This window comes from [Micrococcus luteus] ATCC 49442 (assembly GCF_010367585.1).
In the GTDB taxonomy this organism is placed as follows: Bacteria; Actinomycetota; Actinomycetes; order Actinomycetales; family Micrococcaceae; genus Arthrobacter; species Arthrobacter luteus_A.
Genome location: NZ_JAAAXP010000001.1, coordinates 4,151,838 through 4,169,083, shown reverse-complemented (window position 1 = coordinate 4,169,083; position 17,246 = coordinate 4,151,838). Strand labels below are relative to the sequence as shown.

Genomic DNA, 17,246 nt, shown 5'->3' with positions numbered 1-17,246 from the left:
TCTTAGGCGCCCCATCCGGCTTGCTGGCCGCCTGCGCGGTCCTCGTTGATCTGTTTCTGGTAACCGCTGGCCTTGAACGCGGCCATCGGGTCCGCGGGCAGGCCGCGCTCTTCACGCCAGTCGGCCAGGAGGGGCCGGACGTCTGTGTAGAAGGCATCGTTGAAGATGCCGTTCGCGGCCAGGACATCGCCGGCACGCTGCGCCTCACCCAATGCAGTGGTGTCCACCAGCATGGCCCGGGCCGTCATTTCCTGGACGTTCAGGACCGACCGGATCTGGCCCGGAATCTTCTCCTCCAGGTTGTGGCACTGATCCAGCATGAGCGCCACACCGGAATCCTTCCCGAAGCCTCCGCCGCGGATGACCTCGTACATGATGCGGAACAGCTGGAACGGATCCGCCGCACCCACAATGAGGTCATCGTCCGCGTAGAAGCGGGAGTTGAAGTCAAAGGACCCGAGCTTGCCCAGGCGCAGCAGCTGCATCACGATGAACTCGATGTTGGTGCCCGGCGCGTGGTGGCCGGTATCCAGGCAGACAAACGCCTTCTCGCCCAGCGCCAGCGTCTGCGCGTAGGACGTGCCCCAGTCCGGAACATCGGTGTGATAAAAAGCCGGCTCGAAGAACTTGTACTCCAGCACCAGCCGCTGGTCCTCACCCAGGCCCGCGTAAATCTCCTGCAGCGACTCCGCCAGCCGGTCCTGGCGTCCGCGCATGTCGTCCTGGCCCGGGTAGTTAGTGCCGTCCGCCAGCCAGATCTTCAGATCCTTCGAACCGGTAGCGTGCATGATCTCAATGCAGTCCAGGTGGTGCGCGATGGCCCGGCGCCGCACAGCATCGTTCGAGGACGTCAGTGAACCGAACTTGTATTCGTCATCCTGGAACGTGTTGGAGTTGATGGTGCCCAAACCGACGCCGAGGCCCGCCGCATACTCCTTCAGCGCCGCGTAATCATCCACCTTGTCCCACGGAATGTGCAGGGCCACGGTGGGGGCCAACCCGGTCAGCTCATGGACCTTGGCCGCGTCCGCGATCTTCTCCTGCACGGTCCGCGGGGTGCCCGGCGTGCCAAACACCTTAAACCGAGTGCCTGAATTTCCATACGCCCACGAAGGGACCTCGATGGCAAGCTCCCCGAGCCTGCCCAGCGCCGTTGCTACGTCATTCATGATGTGTTCTTTCAGTCTGTGGTTCTGCGGTCGATAACCGCTGTGGTTAAGAAGCTGTGGTTCGTAACTGCTGCCTGCGCGTGCTGCAAGGTATTGCGGCCCTGCCGCGGGTGCCGGTGAATTCAGCGTGCGGTGGACTCCGCCGCCGCCAGCTGGTCATCAAGGTTGAAGACCTCTTCAAGGACGCGGAACCCTTCGTCGGGTGCCTGGTCCGGGTTGTCGAAAAGTGCTGCCATTTCCGCCTGCCACCGGGCGTTCACTTCGGTCAACGCCATCCGGGCCCGGACGGCGTCGAAGTCGTCGCATTCGAGATAGCCAACAAGGAGCCCGTCCTCACCGAGGAAAAGCGAGTAGTTGTGCCAGCCGGCGCTTTCCAGCGCCTGCAGCATGTCCGGCCACACGGCTGCGTGCCGCCGTCGGTATTCATCGATCTGCTGCGGCATAACCGAAGCGCGGAAACACACTCTCATCTGGACCTCTCGTGAACTTTGCCCTGTTTGAATCGTTTCATTGTTACGATTCAAAGTACTCTGGAGGCAAGAGGGTGTCAAGCAATTTCCGGCCGTAGTCTTGGAGCAGGAAGCATTGCAGGCCAAGAGGTACGGAGGACCATGAATCGCTCAGCCAGCATCAAGGACGTCGCCAACCATGCCGGGGTGGCCGTCGGCACGGTGTCAAACGTCCTGAACTACCCGGACAGGGTGTCGCCCCGGACCAAGGAACGGGTGCAGCGGGCCATCGATGAGCTGGGCTTTGTCCGCAACGACGCCGCCCGCCAGCTGCGTGCCGGCCACAGCAGGACTATCGGGCTGATCGTGCTCGATGTCGGAAACCCGTTTTTCACCTCGGTGGTGCGCGCCGCAGAGGACGCCGCCGCCCTCCAGGGCAGTGCCGTTTTGCTCGGCGACAGTGGCCACAACGCGGGACGCGAATCCAACTACATCGACCTTTTCCAGGAACAGCGGGTACAGGGCCTCCTGATCTCCCCGGTCGGTGACGTGACTGCCCGCATCGACCAGCTCAGGGAGCGGGGCGTCCCCACCGTCCTGGTGGACCGGCTCGCCGATGAGAAGAAGTACAGTTCGGTTTCAGTGGACGACGACGCCGGCGGTTACCTCGCTGCCCGGCACCTGCTGGATACCGGCCGCCGTCGGCTCGCCTTTGTTGGCGGCCCGGCGTCCATCCGCCAGATTGCCGACCGTCTTCAGGGCGCGGAGCGCGCCGTGAAGGAGGAACACGATGCCACGCTGGAAGTCCTCGATTCCGACGGACAGAGCGTCCTGGCCGGACGGAGCGTGGGAAACATGCTGGTGGAGCGTGGGCTCGAGGACCTCCCGGACGGCATCTTCTGCGCCAACGACCTCCTGGCCCTCGGGGTGATGCAGTCTCTCGCCATGACCCACCGGCTAAGGATTCCCGACGACGTCGCCCTGATCGGCTACGACGACATCGACTTCGCAGACTCCGCCGTCGTACCGCTTTCCTCAATCCGCCAGCCCACCGAAGCCTTGGGACGCACGGCCATTGAACTGCTGGCTGAGGAACTCGAATCCGACCAGCCCAAACACAGGGCCGTCATTTTCACCCCCGAACTGGTGGTGCGCCAGAGCACTGGCGGGGCCTAAAAACAGCAGCCGCCGACACCCGGCAGGGAGGCCGTTAGCCTTAGCTTGTGCCGGCTTTCCGCGTCCCGCCGCACGGCCACAGTTTCCTCTTGTCAGGCCCCGCAGCACTGTGGGACTCTGCTGGAAGGAGCGAGAGGTCCGTGATTCCAGTGACACAAAGCGTGGAGATCGACGGCACTGCCGTCGACGAACTGCAGGCATCCTTTCGGGGCGAAATCCTCCGCCCGGATGATGCCGGCTACAACGATCACCGCAAGGTGTGGAACGGGTCGATTGATCGCCGGCCCGCCGTGATAGCCCGCTGCGCCGGCGTCGCAGACGTTCGCGCCGCCCTGCGGCTGGCACGTTCCCGGGGCCTGCGGACCGCCGTCCGCGCTGGCGGTCACAGCTTCCCGGGACTGTCCGTCTGCGACGACGGCCTGGTGATCGACCTGAGCCTGATGAAGGGGATTCGTGTGGATCCGGAGGCGCGGACGGCGCGCGTCCAGGCCGGTGTTCTGCTTGGAGAGCTTGATCGCGAGACGCAGGAGTTCGGGCTGGCCGTTCCTTCGGGAATTGTCACCCATACCGGCGTGGCAGGCCTGACCCTGGGCGGCGGCATCGGCTGGATCATGCGCAAGCACGGACTCACCATCGACCAGTTGGTGTCCGTTGATCTTGTCACCGCGGACGGCGAGCTGGTCACGGCCAGCGAGGATCACAACGCCGACCTCTTCTGGGGCGTGCGGGGCGGGGGCGGGAACTTCGGCATCGTCACCGAGTTCGAGTTCCGGCTTGTCCCTGTGGGTCCCCAGGTGATGGCCGGGCCGGTGTTTTGGGCCATGGAGGACGCCCCGGAGGTGTTGCGCTTCTATCGTGACTGGATCGCAGACTGCCCTGATGAGCTTATGACCGCCGCGATCCAGCGGAAGGCACCGGCGCTGCCGATCGTTCCGCCCGAACTGGTGGGCAAGCGCGTTATCGCAATCGTCGGATGCTATTCCGGATCGGTTGATGACGGCGAACGGGTCATGCGCCCGCTGAAGGAATTCGGGTCCCCCGTGCTCGATCTTTGCCGGCCGAAGCCGTTCCTGGAGCACCAGAAGATGTTCAACCCCTCGTTCCCGCACGGCTGGTCGTATTACGTCAGGTCCTGCGATGTCTCGGGCCTCAGCGACGACGTCATTGACATCGCCACCGAATACGGGCTGCGCATCACCTCACCCGTCACCAGCGTGGCCATGTGGCAGCTGGGCGGTGCCGTGGGTCGGGTTGGCAACGATGCCACCGCGTTCAACGGACGCCAGGCAGGGTTTACCTTCAACATCAACGGCAACAGCAAGACCGCCGATGGTTTCGATGCTGAGCGGCAGTGGGCCCGGGACTATTGGTCGGCGCTGGTACCCCATCACACCGGCGTCTACGTGAATTTCCTCATGGAAGAGGGTGAGGAGCGCGTCAGGCAGGCGTACGGTGCCGCCAAGTACGACAGGCTCAAGACCCTCAAACGCAAGTACGATCCCACAAACTTCTTCCGCCTCAACCAGAACATCAAGCCCGACTAAGGTCCTTACGGATCGGAGAACGTCGTGCTCAAGATGCTGCTCTGCAAAAAGAACGTGCGTCACGATTGGCATGTTGAAACCACGGACGACGGCGGCCGGTACCGGCAATGCGCACGCTGCGGCAAGTACCAGACGGGCGGCAGCGGCCGCAACGGCAACTGGGCAGCCCCGCTCGGCGGGTAGCCGGCGGGCAACAAGCCTGCGCGCAACCGGCCCGTCGCGCCTCCCCCTACACAGATCGCGGCACAGATTCCGCCTCCGCCCGGAAACGTCAGCGGCCCTGCCCCGCTCAAACGGGGTGGGGCAGCACCGGCCATGCGGGCGAGGGCCGGTCATGCGGGCAGCACCGGTCATGCGGGCGAGCACCGGTCATGCGGGCGAGGGCCGGCCATGCGGGCGAGGGCCGGTCATGCGGGCTACGGCAAGGGGGGGTGGACCGGTGGGGCGGGGCCTGTAAGACACACTGGACGACCGCCCTGGCTTTGCTGCACACTGGATGCGGGAAAGCGCTTGCCCAAAGGTTGGGAAGCAAACCCCTTGCGCCCTCCCGGGCAGGAATGGAGCACCATGGGATCGTCAGCCCCCGCAATGCCGTCGACAGTCCAGGCCAGGCCCGCCACTCCCCTGACCGGCAGGCCGACGACGCCGGCGAGGGTGGCGCTGGTAGGTGTCCACGGCTTCGGTACGCACCACCTGCGGAACCTTGAACGCCTGCAGGAGGCCGGCGTCGTCGACCTCGTGGCAGTGGCTGATCCCCAGCCACCGGAACCGGGATCCGTTCCGGAGGCCGCAGCGGTCTTCCCTGGACTGGCTGAACTCCTGTCGGGTGCACCGGACCTTGACGTCATCATTGTGGCCACCCCCATCCAGACCCACGCGCCACTGGGCCTTGCGGTCCTGGACACCTCGGCCGACCTCTACCTGGAGAAGCCTCCGGTTGCTTCGCTGGCAGATTTCGACACGCTGCTTGATGCGGCCACGGCCTCCGGGCGGGCAGTGCAGATCGGTTTCCAGAGCCTTGGATCGCATGCCCTGGCCGCCATCGGGGAGCTCGTCGCTGACGGAACCATCGGCATCCTTGAGGGCATCTCCGCGACCGGTCGCTGGGTTCGTCCCCGCGCGTACTACACGCGCTCCCGGTGGGCGGGGAAGCGCAGTATTGACGGCATCGATGTGGTGGACGGCGTCGCCACCAACCCGCTGGCCCATGCGGTGGCAACTGCCCTGCGGATTGCGGGGGCGCGCACCAAAGCTGATGTCGCCTCTGTGGAAACCGATCTCTACCGCGCCAACGACATCGAATCAGATGACACGTCCGTAATCCGGATCCGCACCACTACGGGGCTGCCCATCACCTGCGCCCTGACCATCTGCGCCAGCGAATCCGTAGAACCCTACGTGACCCTGCAGGGCTCGGCAGGCACGGCAGTTTTCCACTACACCGAGGACCGCCTCGTCGTGACAACGGCAGAAGGGCAGTCAGAGACCACTTTTGGCAGGGACGATCTCACCGAGAACCTGATCGCGCACCGTGGAGGGGACGCCGAACTGATCAGCCCTATCTCGGACAGCGGCGCATTTATGCTGGTCCTCGAAGCGATCCGCACAGCCCCCGAACCCACCCTGATCCAGCCGGAGTACGTCCGCTGGGAGGGTGACGGCGACGATGCACACGCCGTGGTGGTGGGGATCGAAGAGGCATTGAAGCGTGCCACCCAGGAGCATGCGACGTTCAGCGAACTGGGGCTGCCTTGGGCTGCACCGTGACAGCGGCTGCTTCCTGGCCGCTGCCTGGATAGAGACCGGCGGCGGAGGCATTGAAGCGGCCTGTAGGGTGCTGTCCAAGGACAGCTGTCCCAGGACAAAGGACACGCCCATGGATTACTCGAACTTCTCGGTCGGCTTCCTCGATACGGTTGTGGCTGTTCTCCTCGCCGTGCTTGCCGGCGTTATCACATTGGTCCTTGCCCGAAAGAAGAAGCGTCTTCGTGCCGTAGTCGTCGGAATATCTTCCGCCCTGCTGATCGGGGCCTGGCTTCTCGCCAGCGGGTTCATCCAGACCGCCAAAACCAACGCGATGCTGACTATTGCGGATGAGCTCGCGGTCCCTGAGCGGTTCGAGCCCGGCAACGACGAGAACTTCAGGGGAGGGAGAGTAGTCCGCGCTACCGCCTTCCTGCCCTGCGGCGCCGTCACGGCCCCCTGCCCATCCCTGTACCGCCAATGGTCCGGCCCCGGTCTCCTCGCACTGAAGCGGGCGGACCTGGAAGAGGTCATTCGGCGCAGCGGCTGGCAGGGCAGGCTGGTGATTGAGGACCGGTACTGCAGGCTCACGTATACGAACAGCAGCGACATTAGCTGCTCCGCTGATGGGGTCCTCGGAGGTTTCGATACAACGCTGCGCATCTCACAGACGAGGGGCGACTCGTGGTGGTTAGGGCTGAGCATGGAACCTGCACGGTGACAGCCAGCCGCTCTTGATGGTCACCTCCGGGAGCGGCGCGAGTTCAGCCACAGCAAGAGTCCGACGGCGGCCGCGGACAGCATCGCCAGCGCACCGGTGACAACAAGTCCCGTCCGCACCCCGAACTCCTCCGTCAGCCACCCGGCAAGCAGCCCGCCGAGGGCATGCCCGCCCAGAAGCAGCGGCAGGTAGAGCGCCATCACCCTCCCCCGGACTTCGGGGCCGGCTTCCAGCTGCACGGCCGTGGCCGCGCTGGTCAGGAATAGCAGGGTCATCAGGCCCACCACGACGAGCATCACGACGAAGAGAACCAGCGTGGGCATCAGTGCGGCGATCAGCTGCGAGAGCCCAAAAAGGCCGGCGGCGGCGACGATTCCCTTGCGGCCAAGGGTCTTCAGCCGGGCAGCCAGGAGTGCGCCGGCAAGAGCGCCGGCGGCGCTCACCGTATTGAAGAGGCCAAACCCTGCCGCTCCGTTGTGCCAGACCCGTTCGGCGAAGGCTGAAAGGACCACCGGCCCGTTCATCCCGAATGCCCCCAGCAGCCCGGCCAAGGTAATGATCAGGAGCAGCGATGGCCGCTCGCGGACGTACCGGAATCCCGCCAGCAGCTGACCGCGTCCGCGCGATGCCGGAGCGCTGGCGTGCAGGAGCGCCGGGCGGACGGCGGCGATCATGCCCAGCACCAGCAGCGAAAGGACGGCGTTGGCGGCGAAGGCGGCGGCAGATCCCGCCTGCGCGATGACCACCCCGCCCAGTGCCGGCCCCAGCATGGCACCGAACTGGCCGATAGCATTGTTGACGCCGATCGCGGGCCTCAGCCCGGCGTCGCCCACCACCTCGTTGACGAACACCTGGCGGGCCGGCCCATCGATGGCCGACGTCACGCCCAGCGCCACACAGCTTCCGTACACGGCCCACACGGTGATGTTGCCGCTGGCCACCCAGGCCGCCAGGCCGATGGCCAGCAGCGCGATCACCGACTGGCAGGCCATCATGATGCTGCGCTTGGGGAAGATATCCACCAGCAGGCCGCTGAGCGGGCCGACGATCAGCATGGGGAGGAACTGCAGAGCGACGGCGATACCCACCGCCGCAGGACTGCCGGTCAGTTGGAGCACCAGCCAGTCCTGGGCCAGCCGCTGCATCCACACGCCCATGCTGCCGGCCAGTGTCATGCCCAGGAACAAGCGGTAGTTATGCTGCGTCAGCGGGTGGTACCACCGGACCGGCGGCTGAGGTGAACGAAGGGATTCTGCGGACTGCGGGCGGTCGGAAGACACGACTGGGCTCAACTCGCTAGTGATGGAAAGGTCTCGTAAGAGGTTGGAGACGGATAGAACAAGTTCCTACGCGCGGGCGGACCGCATTTTGACCGCAGCCGCCGCCAGGATCAGCGTGCCCGGAACCACCACAAACAGGGCTGCGAGCATCCAGACAAAGACCACGGACGCGAACAGCGCCGCGGCAAGAAGGAGCGAGCCCGTCCAGTCACGCAGCGTCAACGCTTTAGAGGTACTAATGGCCGAGTGCCATGCTCCCGGCGCAGCGGATCCCCCGCCGGGAACGGCGGAATCGCGACCGTCAGGCCAGGCAGCTGCAGTGCGCAGGAGCAGGATCGCGCCGGCCACTGCCAGGACCAGCGTGGCCGGAAGGACCACCGCACTGCCCGGCAGCTGCCCCACTGTTGCGAGCAACAGGTTAAGGACAATCACGACGCCGGCTCCCGCCGTCGTGATTCCCAGCTTCCAACTGCCGGGGAGGGCAGCGCGGAAGGTGGTCCACAGGGAACGGACGGAATCGTCGCGTCCCGAAAGATGCCGTTCCAGGTGGGCGATCCCCGCCGCATACGCGGCAGGGATCGTAACCAGCGGAACGGACAGCACCAGCACCAGCAGCCCGGCGAGGAGGGTCTCGGAAAAGAGTGCGAAGCGGTTCACCGGGATGGGATCACTCCGGTCGGAGGCGGCTCTGGTGCTGTCCATGATGCTCATTTTTCTGTATCCGATTTCCGTTGCCGTCAGCCCTTGAGGCCCTGGGTGGAGACGCCTTCGACGATGTAGCGCTGGAAGACGAGGAAGAAGATCAGCACCGGGAGCAGGGCCAGGACGGACATGGCGATCATGGCACCGTAGTCCGAGGATTGGGTCTGGTCCACGAAGAGGCGCAGGGCCAGGGGCAGCGGGTACTTTTCCGGGGTGTTCAGGTAGAGGAGCGGGCCCAAAAAGTCGTTCCAGCTCCAGATGAAGGAGAAGATCGAGGTGGAGATCAGGGCCGGTTTCATCAGCGGGAGCATGATGGCGGTGAAGATCCGGACGTGGCCGGCGCCGTCGATCCTTGCCGCTTCGTCCAGTTCTGCCGGGAGGTTGCGCATGAACTGGACCATGAGGAACACAAAGAACGCGTCAGCGGCGAGGAACTTGCCGATCAGCAGCGGAACGTAGGTGTCCACGAGGCCCAGCTGGTTGAAGACGATGTACTGCGGAATGATCACCACGTGGAAGGGCAGGAGCAGGGTGGCGATCATCATCCCGAAGAAGATGCTGCGGCCAGGAAACTTGATCCGGGCGAAGGCGTAGGCCGAGACGGACGCGGAGAGGATGGTGCCGACGACGGCACCGATGGCCAGGACCAGGGAGTTGGTGAAGAACTGCAGGGTGGAGACCCCGCCGATCCCGTCCATGGCCGTCACGAAGTTATCGAAGCTGAAGTTGTTGGACCACAGCGACGTGTTCGCGCCACCGATCTCGGCGTTGGGTTTGAAGGCTGAGGCAACCATCCACAATGCCGGGTACAAGACGACTGCGGTGAGCGCGAGGGCCACGATGTGGAAGATGGTGCTCTTGACCCGCTTGGCCGTGGCCGACTCGGATTTGGGGTTGTAGTGCGGCACCTGGTCGTCCGGGATGGACTGGGTGGGGGTTGCCAAAGCTGTCATTTAGAATCACCGCTGTAGTGGACCCAGGACTTGGAGGTTTTGAAGAAGATGAGGGTGATAACGCCGACCACGACGACCAGGAGCCAGGCCATCGCCGAGGCGTAGCCCATCCGGAAATCGGAGAAGCCGCGCAGGTACAGGTAGAGCGTGTAAAAGAGGGTGGAACCGGCCGGGCCGCCTTCACCGTTGGAGATGATGTAGGCCGAGCTGAAGATCTGGAACGCGTGGATGGTTTCCATCAGCAGGTTGAAGAAAACAACCGGGGAGAGCATGGGCCAGGTGATGTTGAAGAACTTCCGCACCGGGCCGGCACCGTCCATCGACGCCGCCTCGTAGAGGTCCGCCGGGATCTGCTTGAGGCCGGCGAGGAAGATCACCATCGGGGCGCCGAACTGCCAGACGGTCAGCAGGATGAACATGGCCATGGTCATGGACGGGTTGCCCACCCAGCCGCCGAGGTTGATGCCGAAGAAGGACAGGCCCTGGTCCACCGGGCCGGCATCGCCGAACATCGCCTTCCACACGATCGCGATCGAGACCGACGCTCCAATCAGGGACGGTGCGTAGAACGCCGAGCGGTAGAAACCCTGGCCCTTGCGCGCACTGTTCAGCAGCATCGCCACCGCCAGTGCCGCCGCGAGCTTGAGCGGGGTACCGAAGACTACATAGCCCACGGTTACGCCCACGGACTGCAGGAACCGCTCGTCCTGGAACATGGTGACGTAGTTATCCAGCCCGATCCATTTGGGCGCGTCAAAGAGGTTGTAGTTGGTGAAGGACAGGTACAGCGAGGAAATCATCGGGCCCACAGTCAGGGCGATGAATCCCAGCAACCAGGGCAAGAGGAAGGTGTAGCCGGCGCGGGCGTCCGCCCCGCTCCGCTTGGACCTGGGCCGGCGCGATGTGCGGGGCTGCGAAGGAGCGGAGCGCGGCGGGCGCCTGCTCAGGGTTGGGCTTTGAGTCACGATTTCAGTCCGTCAGTTATGAGCGTCGGGCAGGCAATACGCTGCTCAGGCGTTCTGCTTGATGAGGTCTTCGGCTTCCTTGAACCAGGCGTCTGCTGCACCGTCCACGGTCAGCTTGCCGTAGTTCAGATCGGAGGCGACGCGCTTGAACGACGACTCGAGAGTGCCGAAACCGACGATGGGCGGCTCGGGGGCATCCTTGAGGTACTGCTCGATGGACTTCTCGTAGTCAACAACCAGCTTGTCGGTCCCTTCGAAAGTGGTGCCGTCCCGCTGCGTCTTGGAGGCGGGAACCCCGCGGGAGGTCTTGAAGATCTGACCCACCTCGGGATCGTTGACCATAAAATCGATGAATCGGGCAGCAGCGTCCTTGTACTTGGTCTTGGCGCTGGCCACCATCAGCATGGAAGGCTTCAGGAACAGGCCCAGGTTGTCCGCGTCATCCGACGGAACCGGGACGAGCTTGAGCTCCTTGGCGCCGCTGTCACCGAGGTAACTGGCCATGAAGTTGTCCCACGTGACTTCCGAGCCGGTGACGTTTGAGCCGAACGGCGACTTGGGAGCAAGCTGGGTGACGCGTTCTTCGGAGACGATGGCAGGGGTGCCGCGGAGCTCGGCGGTGACGTTCCACCACTTCTTGAGGTCATCCTTCGTGAAGCCGAGCTTGCCGTCCTCGGTGAAGGCCTGGATGTTGTTCTGGCGCAGCCAGATGTTGAACATCCACCAGACGGAGGTGTAATCGGTGGCGCCGAACAGTGCACCGTTTCCCTTGGCCCCCACCTCGGCGAGGAACGCGTTGTAGTCCTTGTAGGTCCACTTGCCGGTCGGTTCCGGGATGCCCAGGGAGGCCAGCTTCGCGGGATCGTAATAGACGGCGAACGCGTTGGTGCTGGTGGGGATGCCGTAGGTCTTGCCCTTGATCTGGCCGGACGGCAGAAGGGACTTCTCGAAGGCGTCCGTGTTGATCTTGACGGTGCCGAGATCCAGGAGCTGGTTGCGCTGGCCGTAGTCCCGGAGGTAGGACAGGTCCCACTGCATCACGTCCGGCAGGCCGCCGCCGGCAGCCTCCGTGGCGCGCTTCTGCCAGTAGCCGGCAAAGTCAGTGAAGTTGCCGTTGACCTTGATGTCCGGGTTTTTCCCCTCGAAGAGGGCAATCGCCTTGCGGGTTCGCTCGGCGCGGTCGTCGTTGCCCCACCAGGTGTAGTTGATGGTGACGGGGTTCTCCGCAGAGCCCGTCTGGCTCGCTGCGGGTGAGCCGCAGGCCGCCAGAGCCGCGGCCGATGCCGAACCGATCGCTACCGTGGTGATGAAACTTCTTCTGCTGATCATAAGAGCCTCCTTGCTCGGGTTGTGCAAAACCATTCGCTCCGGCAACTGGAGGTTGTGAGCTGGCTTACACGCTTTCTGAATCGATACAATACGGGCATTCCCCGGATTGGGCAAGCGTTTTCCCACGGCCGTTATTGCGATACGTTTAGTCCATCCCGCAGACGAAGGAGTCCAATGACCATGCAAGGCAATTCCGTCCCCGCCAGTATCTGGAGCAACGTGGAAGGGATCGCTTACGGCGGCGATTACAACCCGGAGCAGTGGCCGGTCAACGTCCGGCTCGAAGACCTCGAGCTGATGAAGGAAGCCGGCGTCACGTTCCTGAGCGTCGGGATTTTCTCCTGGGCTCTGTTGGAACCCTCCGAAGGCCAGTACAACTTCGGTTGGCTGGACGAGGTAATGGACAACCTGGCCGCCTACGGAATCAAGGTGGCCCTGGCTACGGCAACGGCGGCACCGCCGGCGTGGCTGGTCCGCAGGCACCCGGAAATCCTCCCCGTCACGGCTGACGGGAGCGTGCTGGGACCGGGCTCACGGCGGCACTACACGCCGTCGTCGGCCGTTTACAGCCGGTACGCCAGCGGCATTACCCGCGTCATCGCCGAGCGGTACAAAAACCACCCCGCTCTGGCGCTCTGGCATGTGGACAACGAACTGGGCTGCCACGTTTCCGAGTTCTACGGAGCCGAGGACGCGGCGGCCTTCCGGGCGTGGCTGGAGCGGCGATATGGCAGCATCGATGCCCTCAACTCAGCGTGGGGAACGGCGTTCTGGTCCCAGAACTACGGTTCCTTTGAAGAGATTCTGCCGCCGGGCGTCGCGCCTTCAACACTCAATCCGGGCCAGCAACTGGACTTCCAGCGGTTCAACTCGTGGGCCCTGATGGACTATTACCGGGAACTGGTGTCGGTCCTGCGGGAGGTCACCCCCGGCATTCCGGCTACCACCAACCTCATGGCCTCCAGCGCCACCAAAGCTCTGGACTACTTCGATTGGGCGAAGGATCTGGACGTCATCGCCAACGACCACTACCTCGTGGCGGCGGATCCCGAACGGCACATCGAACTGGCATTCAGCGCGGATCTCACCCGGGGAATTGCGGGCGGGGACCCGTGGATCCTGATGGAACATTCGACGTCGGCCGTCAACTGGCAGCCGCGCAACCAGCCCAAACTGCCGGGCGAGATGCTGCGCAATTCGCTGGCACACGTGGCCCGCGGCGCAGACGCCGTGATGTTCTTCCAGTGGCGGCAAAGCTTCGCCGGGTCCGAGAAATTCCACTCGGCGATGGTGCCCCACGGCGGCCGGGACACGCGGGTGTGGCGCGAGGTAGTGGGACTCGGCGCCGCCCTGAAGCGGCTTGCGCCGGTCCGCGGATCCCGAGTGGAATCGCGCGTGGCGATCGTGTTCGACTACGAGGCCTGGTGGGCAAGCGAAATCGATTCAAAGCCGAGCGAAGACGTCCGATACCTGGACCTGCTGCGGGCCTTCCACCGGTCGCTGTTCCTGCGGGGCGTATCCGTGGATATGGTGCATCCTTCAGCCCCGCTTGAGGCCTACGACCTGGTGCTGGTATGCACGCTGTACGCTGTGTCCGATGCCGACGCCTCCAACATCGCGGCTGCTGCGTCCGCCGGCGCGACGGTGCTGGTGACGTACTTCAGCGGAATCGTGGACCAGAACGACCATGTGCGGCTCGGCGGCTACCCGGGTGCCTTCCGGGACCTGCTGGGCATTCGGGTGGAGGAATTCCATCCGCTGTTGGCTGGCAGCCAGCTGAAGTTGAGCGACGGCGGCGTGTCCAGCATCTGGAGTGAGCACGTCCATCTTGCCGGGGCCGAGGCCGTGCAGACTTTTGCTGAATATCCCTTGGAGGGCGTGCCTTCCCTGACCCGTCATGCTGCCGGCTCCGGTACTGCCTGGTACTTGGCGACGTTCCCGGACCATGCCGGCATCGAGGCGCTCGTGGACCGGCTGCTGGCCGAATCCGGAGTTGCCCCCGCTGCTGCGGCCGACGCCGGGGTGGAGCTCGTGCGCCGCCGCGCCGACTCGGGCGGGAGCTACCTGTTCGCCATCAACCACACCCGGTCTGCTGCCGCCGTTGAGGCTGCGGGCATTGACCTGCTGACCGGTTCGGCGTTCGCGGGGACGGTTGAGGCCGGCTCAGTTGCGGTGATCGCGGAGGACTGATTCGAAGGGTTACCGGGGGCTTCCGAACGCTCTCCGGTCCCCCTTCCAGAAGGAATGCCCGACGCCGGCCTAAATGTCAGTGCCTCACGGCAGAGTATTCCCATGGAGGCTTTGACGGAGCAGCTCACGGGGAACGGCAGCCGTTCCGCTGTGCAATTGCGCGCCGCCTCCGCAACTGACGAGTGTTCCCGAGGCGGAATGCCCGACGCCGGCAATAATGTCAGTGCCTCACGGCAGAGTATTCCCATGGAGGCTATGACGGAGCAGCTCACGGGGAACGGCAGCATTTCCGCCGTGCAATTGCGCGCCGCCTCCACAGCTGACGAGTGTTCCCGGGCCGGCATTCCCGGCCCCGGCCTAAATGTCAGTGCCTCACGGCAGAGTATTCCCATGGAGGCTTTGACGGAGCAACTCACGGGGAACGGCAGCGTTTCTGCCGTGGCTGCGCCGGCGAGTCTGGCGGCGGCGATCGGCGTCGTCCGCGCCGCTGCCGCCGCAGCCCCGGCCCACCTGGCCCTGGCCTCCCACGTGGAGGCCGCCGATTACGCCGGCCTCACCGAAGAACTCTCCCGGACCGTGGAATACCTCCAGATCCTCTCCGCCGGGGCCGTGGACCGCACCCGCACCCAGGCCATCGCCGACGCCGCTGCCACCCGGGCGGTCAGGTCCTGGACCACCGGCTGGGAGAGCACCGGCATCGAAACCGGCATCGAAACCGTCACCGAAACCGACGCAGCCTGGCCCGCCGGCACAGGCACTCCTGCTCCTGCGTCCGGATCACCGGCAGACGACGGCTGCAAAAACACCGCCGAATTCCTCCGTCTACGGCTGCGGATCGGTGGCGGCGAAGCCAAACGCCGCCTCCACCTCGCCCACGCCATCCTCCCCGAAACCACCCTCACCGGCGACACCCTGCCACCGGCCCGCGAACACCTCGCCGCAGCCCTCACCCCCACCAGCGGCACGACAGACCCCGGCACCGAAACCCTGAACCCCCTTGAGCTCCCGGCAGGGTCCGGGCCCGTGATGTCCTCCCGGGCCGGGACCATCATCAGCGCCACCCTGGACCGCCTCACACACCACACCACCGCCGAGACCCTGGACCGGATCGAACACGACCTGACCCGCGCCGCCGCGACCACCGACCCCGACTTCCTCGCCCGCCTCGCCCGCCGCTGGGCCGACACCCTCGACGCCGACGGCACCGAACCCACCGAAGAAGCCCTCCGCCACACCCAAGGCGCGTTCATCCGCAAACCCCGCCACGGCCTGCACCACCTCGAAATCTTCGCCACCACCGACCAATACGAACACTTCGCCACCATCATGAACGCCGCCACCAACCCCCGCACCCACCCCACCACCAGCATGGGAAACCCCGACGGGACAAGGCAGGGCGGGCGGCAGGACACCGGCGTGTGGCAGGACAATAACGTGGACCTGGACCGGCGCACCCGGCCCCAAAAACAACTCGACGGCATCATCACCGCCTTCAAAGCAGCCCTCACCACCAACAAACTCCCCACCGCAGGCGGGAACCGCCCCCAAATCATCGCCACCATCAACTACCAGGACCTCCTCCCCCACCTCCCAGCCCCGGAAACCGGCACCGACACCGGTCCGGCCAGCACAGGCACAGGCACAGGAGCAGACCCGGGCCCAGGCAAGGGGAGTTTCATCTTCACCGGACCCGCCGCGGCCGCCACCATCCGCAAACTCGCCTGCGACGCCGACATCATCCCCGCCCTCCTGGGCACCCATGGCGAAATCCTGGACCTCGGCCGCAAAACCCGCCTCTTCACCCCCGCCCAACGCCTCGCCCTCACCGCCCGCGACCAAGGCTGCACCTTCCCCAACTGCACCATCCCCGCACCCTGGTGCGAAGCCCACCACATCACCTACTGGTCACACAACGGCCCCACCAGCACCACCAACGGCGTCCTCCTCTGCTCACACCACCACCACCTCATCCACAAAGAACAATGGACCATCCACACCACCAACGGCACCCCCTGGTTCACACCCCCACGCCACATCGACCCCACCCAAAAACCCCAACAAAACCACTACTTCAAACCACCCCCACGCGAATAAGCACCGGTCCACGCCTAAGTGGCATGCCGCCGGAACACACGACAATCACTCCAGTGGGTGGGAATCCGGTATCACCAGGAATTCGGGGAGCAGACCACTACTCGGCCGCTGCGGCCAGGACCGGGCCCGCCCGCTCCCCCATGGCACCGTCGGACGTAAAGCCCAGGACCTCAATCAGGACATCCTTTTCGCGATGTACCTCTGTCACGTTGACTGAGCGGGCCGATCCTTCAACGACGCCTGCCGGGTAGCCGTCAATGGTCACTCCCCACCGGTACACCGCCGGATCAGCAGACTCCCAGCTGACCTTGACCTCACTGATCCGCCCCACCGTAGAGAGAACTTCGACACGGACATTAGACGGCGCTGCCAGCCGCGGGTGCGACGGTGCAGTGCTGACGCGAACTGGCGTCTCCAACGTGTCCGTACCACCGGCAATGCCGGTGATCCGGAGAATCATAAGTCCTTCAAATTCTGCGGCGTAGGTGTGCTTGAGGACCGGAGCGTTAGTGGTCCGGTCGTAGCTTCCGTCCCCGTCCAGGTCCCATTCGTACTTTATGACCACACCCACGGATTCTGAGGCGTCATACGTAATTTCCATACCCGGCATTGCGAAGTATCCGTTGATCGGCAACCTGGCCTCGACATAGTCAACACGCTTACCCAGAGGAATGGCGATCGCCTGCACCGGTGCACCCGAGGCCTGCCCCGACGGCGAGGAAGCGTCTGCGGGTGCAGTGGGTACGCCGGTTTCGGCGGGAGCTGAAAGAGTCCACGTCTGCGGCGTCGTACCTCCTCCCGGCACACCTTCGGCGCAACCCGTCGCCAGGAGCGCTAACGCCAAAAGTGCTGCGGGCGCCACAGCGCGCCTGCTCAGCCGGTTGGATGCCTTCATGTTTCCCCCAATGATGTGACGTGCACCAAGTGGATC

Annotated in this window: 15 protein-coding genes; 7 read left to right on the top strand and 8 right to left on the bottom strand. The window is 64.6% G+C overall.

From position 1 onward, the window contains the following. Positions 1–2: 2 nt before the first annotated feature. Both rhaI and GUV69_RS18970 read right to left on the bottom strand, forming a co-directional pair. Positions 3–1,169, bottom strand: coding sequence for an L-rhamnose isomerase (rhaI, locus tag GUV69_RS18975; protein ID WP_164205236.1), 1,167 nt, complete (start codon positions 1,167–1,169; stop codon positions 3–5). 122 nt (positions 1,170–1,291) lie between these two features. Further along, entirely contained in the window at positions 1,292–1,639 is a 348-nt protein-coding gene (locus GUV69_RS18970) for an L-rhamnose mutarotase (protein ID WP_164205234.1), read from the bottom strand. A gap of 141 nt (positions 1,640–1,780) precedes the next feature. Between GUV69_RS18970 and GUV69_RS18965 the strand changes: the two genes are divergently transcribed. The 5 genes from GUV69_RS18965 (at position 1,781) to GUV69_RS18950 (ending at position 6,802) form a co-directional block, all read left to right on the top strand. Next, complete coding sequence (locus GUV69_RS18965) at positions 1,781–2,794, top strand: LacI family DNA-binding transcriptional regulator (protein WP_164205231.1); 1,014 nt, start codon at positions 1,781–1,783, stop codon at positions 2,792–2,794. A gap of 140 nt (positions 2,795–2,934) precedes the next feature. Beyond that, complete coding sequence (locus GUV69_RS18960) at positions 2,935–4,338, top strand: FAD-binding oxidoreductase (protein ID WP_208786674.1); 1,404 nt, start codon at positions 2,935–2,937, stop codon at positions 4,336–4,338. 24 nt (positions 4,339–4,362) lie between these two features. After that, positions 4,363–4,521, top strand: a complete 159-nt coding sequence (locus GUV69_RS22880) for a hypothetical protein (protein WP_167525102.1) — start codon at positions 4,363–4,365, stop codon at positions 4,519–4,521. Positions 4,522–4,905: 384 nt separating this feature from the next. Then, positions 4,906–6,105 carry a Gfo/Idh/MocA family protein gene (locus GUV69_RS18955; RefSeq protein ID WP_431197115.1) on the top strand — a complete coding sequence of 400 codons (1,200 nt, stop codon included), beginning with the start codon at positions 4,906–4,908 and terminating at the stop codon, positions 6,103–6,105. Between the two features lie 109 nt (positions 6,106–6,214). Further along, complete coding sequence (locus GUV69_RS18950) at positions 6,215–6,802, top strand: hypothetical protein (protein ID WP_164205229.1); 588 nt, start codon at positions 6,215–6,217, stop codon at positions 6,800–6,802. A gap of 20 nt (positions 6,803–6,822) precedes the next feature. Here GUV69_RS18950 and GUV69_RS18945 read toward each other — a convergent pair whose 3' ends face one another. From GUV69_RS18945 to GUV69_RS18925, 5 genes are all read right to left on the bottom strand, one after another. Continuing rightward, positions 6,823–8,082 carry an MFS transporter gene (locus GUV69_RS18945; RefSeq protein WP_164205227.1) on the bottom strand — a complete coding sequence of 420 codons (1,260 nt, stop codon included), beginning with the start codon at positions 8,080–8,082 and terminating at the stop codon, positions 6,823–6,825. Positions 8,083–8,148: 66 nt separating this feature from the next. Next, positions 8,149–8,793, bottom strand: coding sequence for a Poxvirus protein I5 (locus tag GUV69_RS18940; protein WP_164205225.1), 645 nt, complete (start codon positions 8,791–8,793; stop codon positions 8,149–8,151). A gap of 26 nt (positions 8,794–8,819) precedes the next feature. Continuing rightward, entirely contained in the window at positions 8,820–9,737 is a 918-nt protein-coding gene (locus tag GUV69_RS18935) for a carbohydrate ABC transporter permease (RefSeq protein WP_164205224.1), read from the bottom strand. Next, on the bottom strand, positions 9,734–10,702 hold the full coding sequence (locus tag GUV69_RS18930; RefSeq protein ID WP_164205222.1) for a carbohydrate ABC transporter permease: 969 nt from the start codon (positions 10,700–10,702) through the stop codon (positions 9,734–9,736). The genes GUV69_RS18935 and GUV69_RS18930 overlap by 4 nt, the downstream gene beginning before the upstream one ends. Before the next feature lie 45 nt (positions 10,703–10,747). Further along, positions 10,748–12,031: an ABC transporter substrate-binding protein gene (locus GUV69_RS18925; RefSeq protein WP_164205220.1), complete on the bottom strand. Its 1,284-nt coding sequence runs from the start codon at positions 12,029–12,031 to the stop codon at positions 10,748–10,750. A 174-nt stretch (positions 12,032–12,205) separates the two neighbouring features. Here GUV69_RS18925 and GUV69_RS18920 point away from each other — a divergent pair, with 174 nt between their 5' ends. Both GUV69_RS18920 and GUV69_RS18915 read left to right on the top strand, forming a co-directional pair. Next, positions 12,206–14,221, top strand: coding sequence for a beta-galactosidase (locus tag GUV69_RS18920; RefSeq protein ID WP_164205218.1), 2,016 nt, complete (start codon positions 12,206–12,208; stop codon positions 14,219–14,221). Positions 14,222–14,467: 246 nt separating this feature from the next. After that, a complete protein-coding gene (locus tag GUV69_RS18915; protein WP_164205216.1) occupies positions 14,468–16,315 on the top strand; it encodes an HNH endonuclease signature motif containing protein in 1,848 nt (615 codons plus the stop codon). Between the two features lie 97 nt (positions 16,316–16,412). On the opposite strand, the gene GUV69_RS18910 is transcribed toward GUV69_RS18915, so the two are convergent. Further along, entirely contained in the window at positions 16,413–17,210 is a 798-nt protein-coding gene (locus GUV69_RS18910) for a hypothetical protein (protein ID WP_164205214.1), read from the bottom strand. Positions 17,211–17,246 lie beyond the last annotated feature (36 nt).

What these genes read in the sequence shown, in the direction of transcription:
- rhaI (WP_164205236.1), bottom strand. Translation starts at nt 1,169, where the DNA reads ATGAATGACGTAGCAACGGCGCTGGGCAGGCTCGGGGAGCTTGCCATC.
- GUV69_RS18970 (WP_164205234.1), bottom strand. Translation starts at nt 1,639, where the DNA reads ATGAGAGTGTGTTTCCGCGCTTCGGTTATGCCGCAGCAGATCGATGAA.
- GUV69_RS18965 (WP_164205231.1), top strand. Translation starts at nt 1,781, where the DNA reads ATGAATCGCTCAGCCAGCATCAAGGACGTCGCCAACCATGCCGGGGTG.
- GUV69_RS18955 (WP_431197115.1), top strand. Translation starts at nt 4,906, where the DNA reads ATGGGATCGTCAGCCCCCGCAATGCCGTCGACAGTCCAGGCCAGGCCC.
- GUV69_RS18950 (WP_164205229.1), top strand. Translation starts at nt 6,215, where the DNA reads ATGGATTACTCGAACTTCTCGGTCGGCTTCCTCGATACGGTTGTGGCT.
- GUV69_RS18940 (WP_164205225.1), bottom strand. Translation starts at nt 8,793, where the DNA reads ATGAGCATCATGGACAGCACCAGAGCCGCCTCCGACCGGAGTGATCCC.
- GUV69_RS18935 (WP_164205224.1), bottom strand. Translation starts at nt 9,737, where the DNA reads ATGACAGCTTTGGCAACCCCCACCCAGTCCATCCCGGACGACCAGGTG.
- GUV69_RS18925 (WP_164205220.1), bottom strand. Translation starts at nt 12,031, where the DNA reads ATGATCAGCAGAAGAAGTTTCATCACCACGGTAGCGATCGGTTCGGCA.
- GUV69_RS18920 (WP_164205218.1), top strand. Translation starts at nt 12,206, where the DNA reads ATGACCATGCAAGGCAATTCCGTCCCCGCCAGTATCTGGAGCAACGTG.
- GUV69_RS18915 (WP_164205216.1), top strand. Translation starts at nt 14,468, where the DNA reads ATGGAGGCTATGACGGAGCAGCTCACGGGGAACGGCAGCATTTCCGCC.
- GUV69_RS18910 (WP_164205214.1), bottom strand. Translation starts at nt 17,210, where the DNA reads ATGAAGGCATCCAACCGGCTGAGCAGGCGCGCTGTGGCGCCCGCAGCA.